We start from the raw sequence: 14,558 nt of genomic DNA on the forward strand, positions 1-14,558 counted from the left end.
CTGTGAAACTCTTGCCCATTATTACGTCGAAGGTGAGGCAAAGGTTTCATTCAACGCCCGATGTATTTGATTTTGTAGAAAATCGCGATCCCAGTCGTTCATTTTTTCAAAACGTGCTTCCGAACAGATGTATGGAATGAATCGTTGAATCGTCTCACAGTGACTTGGTAACCCATTTTTCTTCATTGTCCCGAGTGACTCGAGCATCGTTGCAAGAACAGAAATATCCTCTGCTCCGTAATGTCGCAGTTGATAAAACGTCGTATATAACAATTGTTGATAAGTTTCCCGGACGATGATATGTTGCTGTTCCTCTCCAACGACTAGTACACCATCCGGTATCACAGCATACTGGCGCATTAAATCACCTATGATCCGAATGGCATGTCTTGCTGTATTCGGATCATTGATTCCTGGAGAGATAGCACGTAATGCAACTTCACTTAACTTTTCAAGAATAAATGCAAAATCCTGTTCTGAAGATTTCGTCGGACCAATCAAGATGTTTCCATCGATATCTTTGCATGTTGCGCGTCCGATGACCTCTCCCTCTGTTACGAAAGAACCGACCGTTCGATGAATATACACGTTTTCTTTCTGATCGAAGGCATCATAATCAACCGCTTGAATATATCCAGTTTGTGTCGCCTGAATACGATGAGGATGATTTATCGTCATCTTCTTTTCTGTAATTCTCTGTTCTCCCGATTCCAAATGCTTGAGTTGACGTTTTAACAATTCATTCCCTTCACTGTGCAATCGATCGAGTAAAGTCGTGACGCGAATCGACTGGCTGACGATATGAATGAATGCGACGAATGCGACGATCGATATCAGCACAACGAGAACGGCTACAGCTGAAGCGACAACGCTCGTCTTTAAAGCCGGACGAAGGAAAAACAACATCGTCATGGAATAACTGACTGCTCCGATGAAAATACCGAAAATGTGTTGCACCTGTCGATTTTCAATGAAGTTAGGTAACGTGCGTGGTGAGAATTGTGATGAATAGGTCGTCAAGACGACAAGAATGGTCGAGAATGTAAATGTCATCATGGCGAGCAGTCCGGTAAAAACCGAACTGTGGATCGTCTGTGCTAAGCCAAGTGTCGTTTGCCACTCTTTTGGAAACCAGTCTGATACATACACATCTAACCACGTCACGACACCCGTCAGTCCTATACCGATAAGTCCGTAAAGTAACGGCCACCACCAATTAATTTCTCGTGATAGGACTTTCAGTTTCTTCAAAATAAAATTCCTCCTCTTTATAGTACTATATTGAATAAATTCCTGATTTAGAGCGCTTTAAAACCCTATTCCATTCATCAGTTTGAGCAATATATTTGGTCGAAGTGCACGGATGTGTTTTACTTCTTTTCATAACGTGAATAACTTAATTGTTATGAAAACGAATGGGAGATGAAATGATATGGCTCAACAAAACGAAGCAACATTGCATACAGATTTCACGAAAATTTATATTGATGGTCAGTGGCGCACAGGCGCAAGTGACAGCAACATGACGAATACGAATCCGTTCACGGGTGAAGAGCTTTTCACGATCTCTGCAGCGAATCAACAAGATTTAGATGATGCGTATGAAGCGGCTCAAGTCGCTCAAAAAGAGTGGGCGAAAGTTCCTGCTTTAAAACGCCAAGGTCTGATCGAAAACTTCTTGAAAGTCTTATACGAAGAAAAAGAAACAATCATCGAATGGTTGATTAAAGAGTCCGGCAGTACACGTATTAAAGCAGAAGGTGAATTCCTTGCTTCTGTCCTGATCGTCAAGGAAGCTGCTACATTCCCACTGCGGATGCACGGTGAAATTCGTCCATCGGTCGTACCAGGTAAAGAAAACCGAATCTACCGTAAAGCACTTGGCGTCATCGGCGTCATCAGTCCATGGAACTTCCCGTTCCATTTAGCTGTTCGTTCGATTGCTACTGCCATTGCCATCGGAAACGCAGTCGTCGTCAAACCGGCTACAGATACACCTGTCTCAGGCGGATTGATTTTTGCTAGCCTGTTCGAAAAAGCCGGATTACCAAAAGGCGTCTTGAATGTCATCGTTGGTCGCGGTTCGGAAATTGGCGACGCGATCGTTGAACATCCTGTACCACGCCTGATTTCATTTACAGGTTCCACTGAAGTTGGTCGTCACATTGGTGAGCTTGCCGGCAAACATTTGAAGAAAACGGCGCTTGAACTTGGCGGAAACAACGTCTTCGTCGTACTTGATGATGCAGACCTCGACCGCGCTGTTGAATCTGCTATCTACAGCAAGTTCTACCACCAAGGTCAAATCTGTATGTCAACGAACCGGATTCTTGTTGCCTCTTCGATTCATGATGAGTTCGTCGAGAAGTACGTTGCTCGTGTAAAAGAATTACAATACGGTGATCCATCACACGACCGGACACAAGTCGGACCGCTCATCAACCAATCACAAGTTGAACGGATTCTTGAAGACCTCGAGAAAACAAAAGCTGCTGGCGCAACCGTTCGTGTTGGTGGAGAAGCTAAAGATAACGTCATCGCACCTACAGTCGTGACAGGCGTTACGAATGATATGCCGCTTGCTAAAAATGAAATCTTCGGACCAGTCGCTGTCATCATCCCGTTCGATACGGATGAAGAAGCACTTGAAATCGCGAACTCACTCCCATACGGATTAAGTGGTGCTGTGCACGGTTCTTCTATTGAACGTGCGACTGCCTTTGCGCTTGAAGTTGAAACAGGTATGATTCACATCAATGACCAATCAGTCAACGATGAGCCACATATGCCATTTGGTGGTGAAAAAGATTCAGGACTTGGTCGCTTCAACGGTGAATGGGTACTTGAAGAATTCTCGACTGTCCAATGGTTGTCTGTCATGCATGATCGCCGTCAATACAAACCTTTCTTCGAATAATATAAGAGTAGGGTTCTCCCCTACTCTACATACTTTTATTAAGGAGTGATTTTATATGCCATTATTACGATTCGACGTTATTGAAGGACGTTCAGAAGAAGAGTTAAAAACCTTACTCGACACCGCACACGATGCAATGGTCGAAGCATTTGATGTCCCAGAACGTGATCGTTATCAAATTGTGCATACGCATAAAGCACATGAGATGGTCATTCAAGATACAGGACTTGGTTTTGAACGGAGTAAAGATATCGTCCTCATCAGTGTGACAAGTAAAACGCGGACGGAAGAGAAAAAACAACGTCTTTATCAATTACTTGCCGAACGTTTGCAAGCAAACTGTGGACTTGCACCGACTGATTTGATGGTTTCGATCGTCGAAAACGATGCTGCAGACTGGAGTTTTGGTCTCGGTGAAGCACAGTTTTTGACAGGCAAACTATAATTTCTCGCAAATAGAACGAAAAAAGGAAGTGTATTACCGATAAGGTTCGGTAGTACATTTCCTTTTTTGCTTACATTTCATTAAATAATCAACGAACATTCATATGATTTATTCCTCAGTCTCCTCCACCTTCTCACGTGGATTTTCTCTCTGTAATGGTGCTTTCCAACTAAACTGATCAGGTTCTGGAACGAAATCGAGACCACCTGGATGAAATGGTTGGCAACGGAGCAAACGACGTGTCGTCAAATAACTGCCTTTTACTGCACCATGACGTTCGATCGCCTCCATCCCGTAATGGGAACATGTTGGATAAAATCGACAGGTAGCTGGTTTCATGGGAGAGATAGCTTTCTGATAAAAGCGAATTCCTCCCATTAAGACACGTTTCATACTGTCCCTTCTTTCGTCTTTTTTTTCTAGTGTAACGCATCTTTCCATCATTTTCAGATGTTCTGCCTTATACTAAAAAGAGAATTAAAAGAAGGATGTGTTGAAATGAAGGCATTAACATTCCATGAATTCGGAACGTCCGATGTACTACGGTTCGAAGACCTGCCAACACCAACAATCACCGAACATGAAGTTCTGATTGAAATGAAAGCGATTGGTCTGAATTTCGCAGATATCTATCGTCGCAAAGGTAACTACCATCTAGAAGGTCAGCCTCCGTATATTTTAGGTTACGAAGGATCAGGCGTCATCACAGCGGTTGGTGCAACTGTTTCTACGTTCTACGTAGGTCAACGCGTTGCTTTTGCGGACGTCCCGCTTGCGAATGCTGAGTACGTAGCAGCACCCGTCGATAAATTGATTCCTCTTCCTGACGGTATCTCATACGAAACAGCTGCGTCTGTCTTATTGCAAGGGTTGACGGCACATTATTTGACCCGCGACAGTTATCGCGTCCAACCAGGAGATACCATCTTAGTACACGCTGCTGCAGGTGGCGTAGGTCAATTATTGACACAGCTTATTCGATTACTCGGTGCAACACCGATTGGGTTGACCTCTTCTTCTGATAAAGCACAGATTGCCAAAACAGCTGGCTGTGAGTCTGTCTATTTGTATTCAGAAAACTGGGTCGAGCAAGTGCTTTCACAAACGTCAGGTAAAGGAGTTGATGTTGTCTACGAATCAATCGGTTCGACATTAATGGATAGTTTCCATGTGACAAAAGTTCATGGAACTGTTGTATTCTATGGTATGGCAGGCGGTGACCCTACTCCTGTCGATCCTCGCTTTTTGATGGACACATCAAAAACATTAACGGGTGGTGATCTTTGGAACGTATTAACATCTTCTGAAGAACGAATCCGTAGATCCGGTGAATTGTTTGATTGGATTTTATCCGGTCACCTCACCCTGTCTTCTCCTACAACATTTGCTTTATCTGATGGAAAATCAGCGCATGACTTTTTAGAAAGTCGACGCAGCACAGGAAAATTACTTTTGCTTCCTTAACTCGTTTTTTTGAGACGACTCCCTGCGAGTCGTCTTTTTTTATGTGAAATCAAGATTATCGATTGCTTTTTTACAATGAAGAGAGTAAAGTAAATCTCATCAAAACCTAAAACTCAAATTAGTTTTGAGTTTTAGAAAGGGGATTTGTATTTATGTTTCGCTCAGAATGGAAGAAATTGAAGAGTCCGATGATGATTGTCGTCATTCTCGCCCTCATCCTCGTGCCATTTCTCTACAACTCCATCTTCTTATCTGCATTCTGGGACCCATACGGTCGGACAGAAGATATTAAGGTCGCTATCGTGAATGAAGACAGTGCGACGAAGTTTAAAGGAGAAAAAGTCGACATCGGGGATCAATTTGTCGATAAACTCAAAAAAAATGATGATTTTGATTGGCAGTTCTTATCTAAGAACAAAGCCGAAAAAGAATTACGTGACGGCAAAATCTATATGACGGTCGTTATTCCGAAGAATTTCTCTAAAAATGCAACGACACTACTCGACGATCATCCGAAGAAAATTGAGTTGGAATACTACTTAAATCCAGCCAAAAACTACTCTGGAACACAAATTTCGAGTACGGCTGCAAAACAATTAAACGAAAAGATCCGAAAATCCGTTACGAAACAATATAGTAGCGCAATCTTCGGTGCCTTAAAGAAAATCGCAAATGGCATGGAAAAGGCATCAGACGGTTCTTCTAAACTTGAGGACGGAAACCATAAAACAGCAGATGGTGCCAAAACGCTGGCAACGAATCTTGGAAAACTCGCGGATGGTAGTCTCACACTGTCCGAAAAACTCGGGGAAGCAAATCAAGGCTCTAAAAAACTCAGTGATGGGGCAACGACACTCGACGAAAAGACCGCCCTCTTCGCTCAAAAAACGGGTGAGTTATCTTCTGGTTTGAACACACTCGATGAAAACGGTGGCAAGTTACAGGCAGGTGCCGCGCAACTCGAAGACGGCGCAACAAAACTCAGTGGTGGCTCAACACAGGTCCGCCAAGGGGCAGAACAACTTGCTGCAGGTACGGCTCAACTCAATGAAAAAATCCCTCAATTGACGGATGGATTAAATCAATTGGACGAAAAGGCACAGGCAGCTAATGCGTTATTAAATCAATTAAATCAAGATGCTGCGCAATCTAAACAAGACTTACGTGCTCGTCGAGAAGCTCTTGAAGCAAATGCCGCTCAACTAAAACAAGTTATTTCCGCTTCTGATCAATTATCAGATGAAGAAAAGCAAAACTTACTAGGCACAATCGGAACTTTAGAAGAAAATATCAAGAATCTCGCTTCACAAGAAGGCGCAATTGATCAGAGTCTTGCTCAAGCTACGGAAGCAACGAAAAAAATCGGTCAACTCGCTGCTGGCGGAAAACAAGTCGAATCAGCTGTATCACAACTAAACGCTGGGCAATTAAAGCTCGTCGATGGTGCGAAACAAGTCGAGTCTGGCGCACAACAATTAGCAAGCGGACAACAGACATTTAATGAAAAACTTGGTCAATATACTGCGGGTGTGCATAAAGCTGCATCAGGCGGCGCACAACTTGCTGACGGTGCAAATCAGCTTTCAGATGGAACGCATCAACTTCAAACAGGTGCTAGCGCGTTAAATAGCGGGTTAGGACAATTGGCATCTGGTTCAACTACGATTACAGACGGAATTGGTAAAACAACCGACGGCGCTTCAAAAATCGCGGATGCCAACACGAAACTCGAAGATGGTGCTAAAACGCTAAAGGATGAGCTCAGCAAAGGAGCTAAAGATGTAACGGTTAAGCCGACAAAAGAACGGGATAATATGCTTGCAGAACCCGTCGTCTTAAAAGAACATGACTATTCGACAGTCAACAACTATGGCTCTGGTTTATCAGCCTATATTCTAAGTATTGCCTTGTTTGCAGGCGCATTGATGTTCTCTTCTGTTTATCAGATTCGTCCAGAACATGGTGAGAGTCTGAGCTGGCGCTTCCTTGTCGGTAAATTATCACTTATCTTACCGATTGGAGCATTGCAAGGTGTCGCAGCGGCTACAGCAATCGTTTATGTCCTTGATGCTGATGTTGCGAGTGTCCCTGCGCTCTATGGATTTGCTGCCTTAACAGGGATGACGTTTATTACAATCCTGTTCACGCTCGCGATGCTCCTCGGTCGCGTCGGACAGTTTATTGCCTTCCTACTACTCCTTCTCCAAATCGGTGGTAGTGGTGGTACGTTCCCAGTCGAAATGACACCAAGCTTCTTCCAATCGATTCACGCATTCTTACCAATGACGTATTCAGTCGGTGGATTCCGTGAAGCTCTTGGACTTGGTGTAACGGATGCCCTCGTTTCAAACAGTCAAGTTCTTGCGATTATCTTAGTCGTCGCCTTGATCATCAGCTTCGTTGGAGGGCTCGGAGCCAAACGGATTCTACTCTCAACGAAAGCGAGACGAAAACAACATGACACAGTCTGATAAAGAAACATTGATACTCGACTCAGCGATGGCTTGCTTTTCAGAACTCGGTTATAAAGGAACGACAATTGAGCGTGTCGCTCGACGCGCTCATGTCGGGAAACCGACTGTCTATCAGCTGTTTGAAAGCAAACTCAACTTATTTGAATCTCTCGTGACACGTGTGCTACAAGAGATGAAAGAAGAAGCGGAACGCGCTTATGTCGAACATGCGACAGTGGAAGAAAATAAACAAGCCATGATCGATGCCATTGTTTATCATCAGCAACAACATTTGTTCATTCTTCAAATCATCGAAGAAACACGTAACTTAAAATTACAAGAGATGCAGGAATTACGAACACGAATCGAACGACATGTCGTCGAATATCTTAAAACGCTACTTGAGACTCGCCTTGGACAAGACGATCGCGACGTACCCGTCGACGTCACGGCCTTTTTGATTTTCCGGACGTACATTGCGTTGATTGCCGAATGGCCATTGATTGCTCGTCCGCTCGAACTCGATACGATTCGTCGTGCCATGTTGCGTATCCTATGAATTAAAAAAACCGCCGATCAGCTGATTGGCGGTTTTTTCGATTCTTGATTCTTTTCTAAATCACGTGCTGTCTGGCTAGATGTGACTGTTTTTTCATCCTTCAGCGTTCCAAACAACCAATCTCCTACTGGATTCGAGACACCGAACCAATAGTGTTCATTTTTGAAATGATGCAACAGATGCGTCTTTTTCATCCATTTTCCAAAACGCGTTCTCGGTTTCAGCGGAACATGCGCCACATAATGCTTCCATTCGTAAACAAGTAACATAACGATCAATCCACTTGCCGCTGCAGCTGTCAAAACGACAGACTGTGTCAAAAGATATGTCAGACCTGTAAAAAATCCGAGATTCGGTAACGAATACCAAATCGGTAAAAATAACAGATGAAGTTCATTTGGATGTGCATGATGATCATAGTGGAGCCGTTTCAACAGTTTTCGTCCAAGCGCATTTTTAGGTGGTGGTAAATGGAACAAAAATCGATGCGTCAAGTATTCACTGAAGCTAAAGACGATTAATCCAAGGAAAAAGAACAGTAGAATCGACCAATGAAATGGTTGAGCAATGGCATAACCGCTTATTCCGATCAGTAGTAAGAGCATGATCAAAATATCTGGAAATAGGAAAAAACGACGATAGATATCTGACATAGATGCCCTCTCCTTTCTTTTTTGTTACTGCGTCTAATCGTACGTTCATGGATTCGTCACGTTTTTCAATTCATGTCATATAATCATTGTCGATCCTTCCCTTATACTAAATAGAGAATGGAGTGATGATCACTTTGAGTTTATCGACCGGAATAATCTTTGTTTTACTCGCTTATACACTTATGGCGCTTTACGACATGTGGCAAGTATATCGGACAACTAGTAAGCTCTGGATATTCGTTTTATTTCTTGCAACACTAATTAGTCTCGTGATTGCCTTTTTTGTGGCCCCTGTCCTTGCACTATTCTTCTACTGGTCACGCCATCCATTGAAACGAAATATCGGTATTGTGCTACTGATCGTTGTAAGTCTCGTATCAATCATGATGAAATTATCGGGTTGATCGACTCCCTTCATGAATGTTTCATGAAGGGTTTTTCATGTTCTACTACCGAAGAAGAGACGGCGCATCAACTCACGTTCCGGCATCTCCGTCGCATTGAGTACATCTAGAAATGGTCGGTCATCATATGGAATTGTCAGGATTTCTGAACGGACTTGATTCTTCTTCCAGTCGATGATTGCTATTGGAGCGATGGCTGTTTCCTGACATCCAAGTGCACCAGGATTGATATAGAGTGTCTGCCCCGTCTCGACTTGTTGCGTTGGATGATGGTGACCAAAACCAATGATTCGCGCCTCATTTTCCGTAAACAAGGCGGATAAGTTTTCTTTTGTTCCCTCTACTGCTGGTTTGAGCGGATCATCACCGATCTTCTTCGTTAGATCCGCATAGGCATAATGCGTCAGATGCATAATTTGTTCTTGATGCGTGATATTTAACACGCGCGGCAAGCTTTCCAGATACTTCTGATTCTCTTGCGTCAATGTGTCCGCGATCCATTGATGATGCTCTTTAGCATGTCGGTAGCTATCGGGATAAACTTCCTCATGGATCAAAGCAAGAACACATTCATCATGGTTCCCGGAAATCGTTTGAATATCTGATCGTTGTCTCAATAAATTGATAACCTCATTGTGTTCTGGTCCGATTCCAACGAGATCGCCAAGACAATATACGGCATCGATATCTGATTGTTGATCGAGGTAAGACAACACGGCACGCAATGCTGCAGCATTCCCGTGAATATCTGTAAAAATCATCACTTTCATGTAAACGCCTCCATTGTTGATAGGTTAGGATTTCCCGGGTGCTATGGTGAATTCCTGTAAGATTTCGGAAAAAATAAATTGTCAGAAAATATTGATTATTGTTTTTGAGCGTGTTAGGCTTAGAAAAATTCACAGAGAGGGGCACGATTTAATGATTTCGACACAACAACCATTTAACCAAGCTGGACGACTGATTATTCTATGCATGAGGGACTGAAAACTTTTCCGATGATGAAACGGAAATGATTTTTGGGCCCTTCTTTCGATGCATCGAATGAGGCGCCCGCACAGAATGAGTGGCGCCTATCCCAAAAACGGATAGGCTTTTTTCATGGCAAAAATAGAGATAGATAGAGAGGATGACAACGTTGAAAGAATATGCGATGGATCGAATGGTAAAAGTATCAGCTGGAATGGCAAATGCCGTTCTTGTAACACTTGGTGTCGGACTCCTGATTGAGACGCTCGGAAATCTTCTACATATCCAAATGTTACTGACGATTGGCGGTGTTGCAAAAGTACTACTCGCTCCAGCACTTGGTGCCGGTATCGCCTTTCAGCTCGGAGGAAACACACTCGTTTTGTTCAGTGCGATGATTGCAGCCACGATTGGTGGTGCCGCCCTTCAATCGACCGCTTCCGGACTTGTTCTTGTTCCCGGGCAGCCCATCAGTGCATTACTCGCTGCTGCAGTGGCTGTATACGTTGGAAAACGTATAACTGGAAAAACGAAATTTGACATGATGGTCATCCCGATGAGTGCCGTCTTAGCTGGTGGTATCACTGGAATCGGGGCTGCTGCCGTCACGACACCACTCCTTACAAAATTCAGCGCCATGATTACAGCGTCGGTCGAGTCGTCTCCTATTGCTACGTCTCTTGTCATTGCACTCATCTTTAGTGTCTTATTGATGTCTCCTGCTTCGTCCGCTGCACTTGCTATCGCTTTACAACTTGATCCTGTGGCGAGTGCCGCTGCACTCATTGGCTGTTCCGCTCAATTTGTCGGCTTTACGTTAATGGCATACCGTCAGACAGATCCAGGTGGTTTGATTGCTTCGTTCTTTGTGACTCCTAAAGTACAGTTCCCGAATATCGTTAAAAATCCACGTCTTGTCGTTGCACCGTTCCTTGCAGCGATGATCTCGGCGCCTGTAGCGACGCTTCTTCTCTCTTTGAAAGTACCGTATGAACTCGCAGGGCTTGGTTTAAATTCGATGATTGCTCCACTCAACATCTTCGTCAATCAAGGACCACAAGCTTTCTTTGTCTTTTTCTTGACGGGTGTTGTCTTACCCGGTGTCTTGACGTTCGTTTTCTATCGATTGACGACTGTCGCAGGGTGGACGAAGCGCGGTGATCTTCATCTCGAGATCCAATAAAAGGATTTACCTATCTTCTAACTATTCCTGATTGATTTCGGGAATAGTTTTTTAACGCAAAAAAAATCGCTCCTTCGAAAAGGAACGATTTCGGTATGATTCTGACTGGGCTCGAACCAGCGACCTCTACCCTGTCAAGGTAGCGCTCTCCCAGCTGAGCTACAGAATCATGCTGTGTTGTTACTGGGTATATTTTTATTATAGCAACATATCGAAAAGTGTAAAGCCTTTTTACAAAAAATTTTTATCTTTTTTTAAAAAGATCTTTTTCAATAAAAACAGTTTTAAAGTTGCGGGTTCTATGAGTGTCCTCTACTATGTAAATAAGCACATATAAATGAAAGGAGCGTTCACATGAACTTTTTAACCCGATTCAGTTTGAAGAACTCGGTTGCTGTCTTCATCATTGCAATCCTATTAATTTTAGGGGGCGTCTATTCCTTCTCACAATTAAAAGTCGATCAGTTCCCGGAAATCGAGTTTCCTCAGATTTCAATCGAAGCGGTTTATCCCGGTGCCTCACCTGACGATGTCGATAAACAAGTCGTCTCAAAGCTTGAAACTTCCCTTAAAGGTATTGAAGGTGCTACCAAGCTGACAAGCTCTTCTTATGAAAGTATTGGTATCTTAAATATCGAATTCCCGTTCGATACTGATATGGATAAGGTCGAACAACAAATCGATGCCGCTATCCAAGATGCAAACCTCCCGGAGGAAGCAACGACGAAATTAAATCGTCTATCATTCGGCTCATTCCCGATCTATAACATCTCCTTCTTTAGTAAGGATGGTAAAGATATCGAGAAAATTCTGAAGGAAGAGATTGAGCCTGAACTAAACAAAATTCCAGGCGTCAACAGCGTCTCCGTTGGTGGTTATAAGGACGATCTCGTTCAAATTACCGTCGATAAGGAGAAAGCGACGAAAGCAGGACTGTCACTTTCGAGTATCAAAGAACAAATCAATGGAAAATATGTCTCGTTCCCATCTGGACAATTATCGGAAAACGACTCGAAGATTCCGATTCGCGTCGAGGAAAAACTAGAAAATCTAGATAAACTAAAAAATCTTCAATTAACACCTGCTGCTGGTGCAACTGGTTCAACTAGTAACAGTCAAACAGGTGGTTCATCGGCTGGCGGTCCGCCGCAAGGTGCAACGCAAGGACCAACAAGTACAACAGGTGGAGCGACTGCAGATCAGGCATCTCAACCTGCAGAACCGATTCGCCTCGAAAATATCGCAAAAATCGAAGCGGTTTCGCAACAAAGCGAAAAAACACGTTACGACTTAAAAGACTCTTTATCGATGGCGATTACGAAAAAACAAGATGCCAATACGGTCGAAATCGCAGATGAAGTCACGAAGATCCTCAATAAATATGACGACCAAGTCGACTATACGATTGGTATCGATTCAGCGAAAGATATCGAGGAGTCCGTTGCGACACTTGTCAAAGAAGGATTACTGGGTGCCCTCTTCGCATCGCTCGCTGTGCTCTTATTCTTACGGAACATCCGTGCGACGATCATCGCTATCGTATCGATTCCGTTATCGTTGCTCATCGCAGCGATCTTCTTGAACTGGCAAGATATCTCATTGAATATCATGACGCTTGGTGGGATGGCTGTTGCAGTCGGTCGTGTCGTCGATGATAGTATCGTCGTCATCGAAAACATCTTCCGGCGCGTTCGAAAATCCGAATCCGGTATGACGGATGAGATCATCGAACAATCGACGAAGGAAATTCTAAAAGCAATTACCTCATCGACGTTGACGACCGTCGTCGTCTTCCTTCCAATCGGATTTGTCGGTGGAATTACTGGTAAGTTCTTCTTACCGTTTGCTTTGACAATCATTTTCTCGTTACTTGCTTCACTACTCGTTGCCATCACGATCGTACCGATTCTCGCGAAGTTTGCTTTCAAGAAGGTACCAGCTGAAGAAAAAGAAGGTGCTCTTCAACGGTGGTACGGTAAGCTGATTGAAAAATCACTCTCGCACAAGGCAATCATCTTGATTGTATCGTTCGTTCTTCTCGGTGGTTCTCTTGCGATCGTACCGCGTCTCGGCTTTACGTTCATTCCGAACGAAGCGTCGAAGACGTTAACGGCATCGCTTGAACTCCCAGCTGCCACATCACTTGAAAAGACAAGTGACGTTTCGTTTGAGATGGAAAAGATGTTCGATAAAGAACAAGCAATTGCTGACGTGACGACTTCTGTTGGTGCCCGTGACTTTACGACAGGCTTACGTCTTGACAATAAAGCAAGCTACTTCCTGAACTTGAAGGACGGCGCAAACGTCGAAAAGACAATCAAGTCACTTGAAACACAGATGGAAGACATCGCTCAAGGTGAAAATGTTGATGTTAAAATTAGTGTGGCTGAGCTATCGACAGGTGGTCCTCCATCGAATAACAACGTCGATGTCGACTTGTTCTCAAACGACCTTGAAGCCCTTCAAGAAGCAGCAAAACTCGTCGAAGATAATATGTCGAAAAACAATGATTTGAAATATATCACAAACAACTTCAGCGAAAAACAAAAGCAGTTCCTCGTTGAAATTGATCCAGAAAAAGCAAGTGATCGTGGACTATCTGGCTTCCAGATTCTCGGTACCGTTAACGATCAAACGAAACCGGTCACAGTTGGTACGCTAAATCTCGATAATAAGGATCAAGATGTACAATTATCTTACGAAGAAGGACTCGTCTCGAAAGAAGATCTCGAAGACGTCCAACTCTTCTCAGCAAACGGTCCTGTCGCTTTAAAAGATGTGGCGAACGTCAATGAAGTTGAGACATTCACATCGATTCAAAAGCTTGACGGAAAAGTCTATGCTCGCGTATCTGGACAAGTCAAAGGAGACGATGTCCAAAACGTATCGAATGCAGTGAAAGCTGACGTCGAAAAAATTGACTTACCAGACGGTGTTTCATTGACGAGTGGTGGCGGAAACGATGATACAATCGAAATCTTCCAATCACTCGGAATCGCAATCGTCGTTGCGATCGGACTCGTATACCTGACAATGTTGATCACATTCGGAAAAGCTCGTATTCCTTTCATCATCTTGTCATCTCTAATTTTCGTTCCAATCGGTTCGCTTGTCACGCTCTTCTTAGCAAAAGAACCGCTATCGGTCAGTGTCATGATTGGTTTCCTCATGTTGATCGGAATTGTTACCACGAACGCAATCGTTCTCGTTGACCGGATTGGTCAAAACGTTGGACGTGGTATGCCAATTCGTGAATCATTGATTGAAGCGGGTAAAACACGATTACGCCCAATTCTGATGACCGCATTTGCAACAATCATGGCATTGGTACCACTCGCATTGACAACTTCTTCAGGAACGTTGATCTCAAAAGGTCTTGCCTTAACGGTTATCGGCGGATTAACGACATCTACGTTGTTGACGCTCATCATCGTTCCAGTCGTCTATGAGTTGTTCTTCTTCAAAAAAGCAAAAAAAGAACGCACAACTAAATAACTGCACATCAAAAGGA

Annotated in this window: 12 protein-coding genes and 1 tRNA gene; 8 read left to right on the forward strand and 5 right to left on the reverse strand. The window is 43.6% G+C overall.

Annotated elements, in window-relative coordinates; genetic code table 11:
• Window positions 1-21: 21 nt before the first annotated feature.
• Complete coding sequence (locus ACV3PA_RS15885) at window positions 22-1,251, reverse strand: DUF2254 domain-containing protein (protein WP_053452281.1); 1,230 nt, start codon at window positions 1,249-1,251, stop codon at window positions 22-24.
• 181 nt (window positions 1,252-1,432) lie between these two features.
• Here ACV3PA_RS15885 and ACV3PA_RS15890 point away from each other — a divergent pair, with 181 nt between their 5' ends.
• Both ACV3PA_RS15890 and ACV3PA_RS15895 read left to right on the forward strand, forming a co-directional pair.
• Entirely contained in the window at window positions 1,433-2,917 is a 1,485-nt protein-coding gene (locus tag ACV3PA_RS15890; RefSeq protein WP_456125204.1) for an aldehyde dehydrogenase family protein, read from the forward strand.
• Window positions 2,918-2,972: 55 nt separating this feature from the next.
• Complete coding sequence (locus tag ACV3PA_RS15895) at window positions 2,973-3,362, forward strand: tautomerase family protein (protein WP_029340806.1); 390 nt, start codon at window positions 2,973-2,975, stop codon at window positions 3,360-3,362.
• Between the two features lie 108 nt (window positions 3,363-3,470).
• Here ACV3PA_RS15895 and yidD read toward each other — a convergent pair whose 3' ends face one another.
• Window positions 3,471-3,755, reverse strand: coding sequence for a membrane protein insertion efficiency factor YidD (gene yidD, locus ACV3PA_RS15900; protein ID WP_053452282.1), 285 nt, complete (start codon window positions 3,753-3,755; stop codon window positions 3,471-3,473).
• A gap of 105 nt (window positions 3,756-3,860) precedes the next feature.
• Between yidD and ACV3PA_RS15905 the strand changes: the two genes are divergently transcribed.
• The 3 genes from ACV3PA_RS15905 (at window position 3,861) to ACV3PA_RS15915 (ending at window position 7,838) form a co-directional block, all read left to right on the forward strand.
• Complete coding sequence (locus tag ACV3PA_RS15905; protein WP_456125205.1) at window positions 3,861-4,826, forward strand: quinone oxidoreductase family protein; 966 nt, start codon at window positions 3,861-3,863, stop codon at window positions 4,824-4,826.
• Between the two features lie 152 nt (window positions 4,827-4,978).
• Window positions 4,979-7,297: a YhgE/Pip family protein gene (locus tag ACV3PA_RS15910; protein ID WP_456125206.1), complete on the forward strand. Its 2,319-nt coding sequence runs from the start codon at window positions 4,979-4,981 to the stop codon at window positions 7,295-7,297.
• Window positions 7,284-7,838, forward strand: a complete 555-nt coding sequence (locus ACV3PA_RS15915; protein ID WP_029340803.1) for a TetR/AcrR family transcriptional regulator — start codon at window positions 7,284-7,286, stop codon at window positions 7,836-7,838. The genes ACV3PA_RS15910 and ACV3PA_RS15915 overlap by 14 nt, the downstream gene beginning before the upstream one ends.
• Before the next feature lie 17 nt (window positions 7,839-7,855).
• On the opposite strand, the gene ACV3PA_RS15920 is transcribed toward ACV3PA_RS15915, so the two are convergent.
• Window positions 7,856-8,491 carry a sterol desaturase family protein gene (locus ACV3PA_RS15920; RefSeq protein ID WP_053452285.1) on the reverse strand — a complete coding sequence of 212 codons (636 nt, stop codon included), beginning with the start codon at window positions 8,489-8,491 and terminating at the stop codon, window positions 7,856-7,858.
• 125 nt (window positions 8,492-8,616) lie between these two features.
• On the opposite strand from ACV3PA_RS15920, the gene ACV3PA_RS15925 reads away from it, so the two are divergent.
• The gene (locus ACV3PA_RS15925; RefSeq protein WP_053452286.1) at window positions 8,617-8,895 is read left to right on the forward strand and encodes a hypothetical protein; all 279 of its coding nucleotides are present in this window, start codon (window positions 8,617-8,619) and stop codon (window positions 8,893-8,895) included.
• A 35-nt stretch (window positions 8,896-8,930) separates the two neighbouring features.
• Here ACV3PA_RS15925 and ACV3PA_RS15930 read toward each other — a convergent pair whose 3' ends face one another.
• The gene (locus tag ACV3PA_RS15930; RefSeq protein WP_456125207.1) at window positions 8,931-9,665 is read right to left on the reverse strand and encodes a metallophosphoesterase family protein; all 735 of its coding nucleotides are present in this window, start codon (window positions 9,663-9,665) and stop codon (window positions 8,931-8,933) included.
• 359 nt (window positions 9,666-10,024) lie between these two features.
• Here ACV3PA_RS15930 and ACV3PA_RS15935 point away from each other — a divergent pair, with 359 nt between their 5' ends.
• A complete protein-coding gene (locus tag ACV3PA_RS15935; protein ID WP_053452288.1) occupies window positions 10,025-11,047 on the forward strand; it encodes a PTS sugar transporter subunit IIC in 1,023 nt (340 codons plus the stop codon).
• A gap of 96 nt (window positions 11,048-11,143) precedes the next feature.
• On the opposite strand, the gene ACV3PA_RS15940 is transcribed toward ACV3PA_RS15935, so the two are convergent.
• Window positions 11,144-11,216, reverse strand: a tRNA-Val gene (locus ACV3PA_RS15940).
• A gap of 185 nt (window positions 11,217-11,401) precedes the next feature.
• Here ACV3PA_RS15940 and ACV3PA_RS15945 point away from each other — a divergent pair.
• A complete protein-coding gene (locus ACV3PA_RS15945) occupies window positions 11,402-14,542 on the forward strand; it encodes an efflux RND transporter permease subunit (protein ID WP_053452289.1) in 3,141 nt (1,046 codons plus the stop codon).
• The last annotated feature ends 16 nt before the right edge of the window (window positions 14,543-14,558 follow it).

Source organism: Exiguobacterium sp. EA-TM-5 (genome assembly GCF_053878415.1).

Coding starts and splice junctions, on each gene's coding strand:
- ACV3PA_RS15905 (WP_456125205.1), top strand. CDS start 3,861: ATGAAGGCATTAACATTCCATGAATTCGGAACGTCCGATGTACTACGG.
- ACV3PA_RS15925 (WP_053452286.1), top strand. CDS start 8,617: ATGATCACTTTGAGTTTATCGACCGGAATAATCTTTGTTTTACTCGCT.
- ACV3PA_RS15930 (WP_456125207.1), bottom strand. CDS start 9,665: ATGAAAGTGATGATTTTTACAGATATTCACGGGAATGCTGCAGCATTG.
- yidD (WP_053452282.1), bottom strand. CDS start 3,755: ATGAAACGTGTCTTAATGGGAGGAATTCGCTTTTATCAGAAAGCTATC.
- ACV3PA_RS15910 (WP_456125206.1), top strand. CDS start 4,979: ATGTTTCGCTCAGAATGGAAGAAATTGAAGAGTCCGATGATGATTGTC.
- ACV3PA_RS15920 (WP_053452285.1), bottom strand. CDS start 8,491: ATGTCAGATATCTATCGTCGTTTTTTCCTATTTCCAGATATTTTGATC.
- ACV3PA_RS15945 (WP_053452289.1), top strand. CDS start 11,402: ATGAACTTTTTAACCCGATTCAGTTTGAAGAACTCGGTTGCTGTCTTC.
- ACV3PA_RS15915 (WP_029340803.1), top strand. CDS start 7,284: ATGACACAGTCTGATAAAGAAACATTGATACTCGACTCAGCGATGGCT.
- ACV3PA_RS15895 (WP_029340806.1), top strand. CDS start 2,973: ATGCCATTATTACGATTCGACGTTATTGAAGGACGTTCAGAAGAAGAG.
- ACV3PA_RS15935 (WP_053452288.1), top strand. CDS start 10,025: ATGACAACGTTGAAAGAATATGCGATGGATCGAATGGTAAAAGTATCA.
- ACV3PA_RS15890 (WP_456125204.1), top strand. CDS start 1,433: ATGGCTCAACAAAACGAAGCAACATTGCATACAGATTTCACGAAAATT.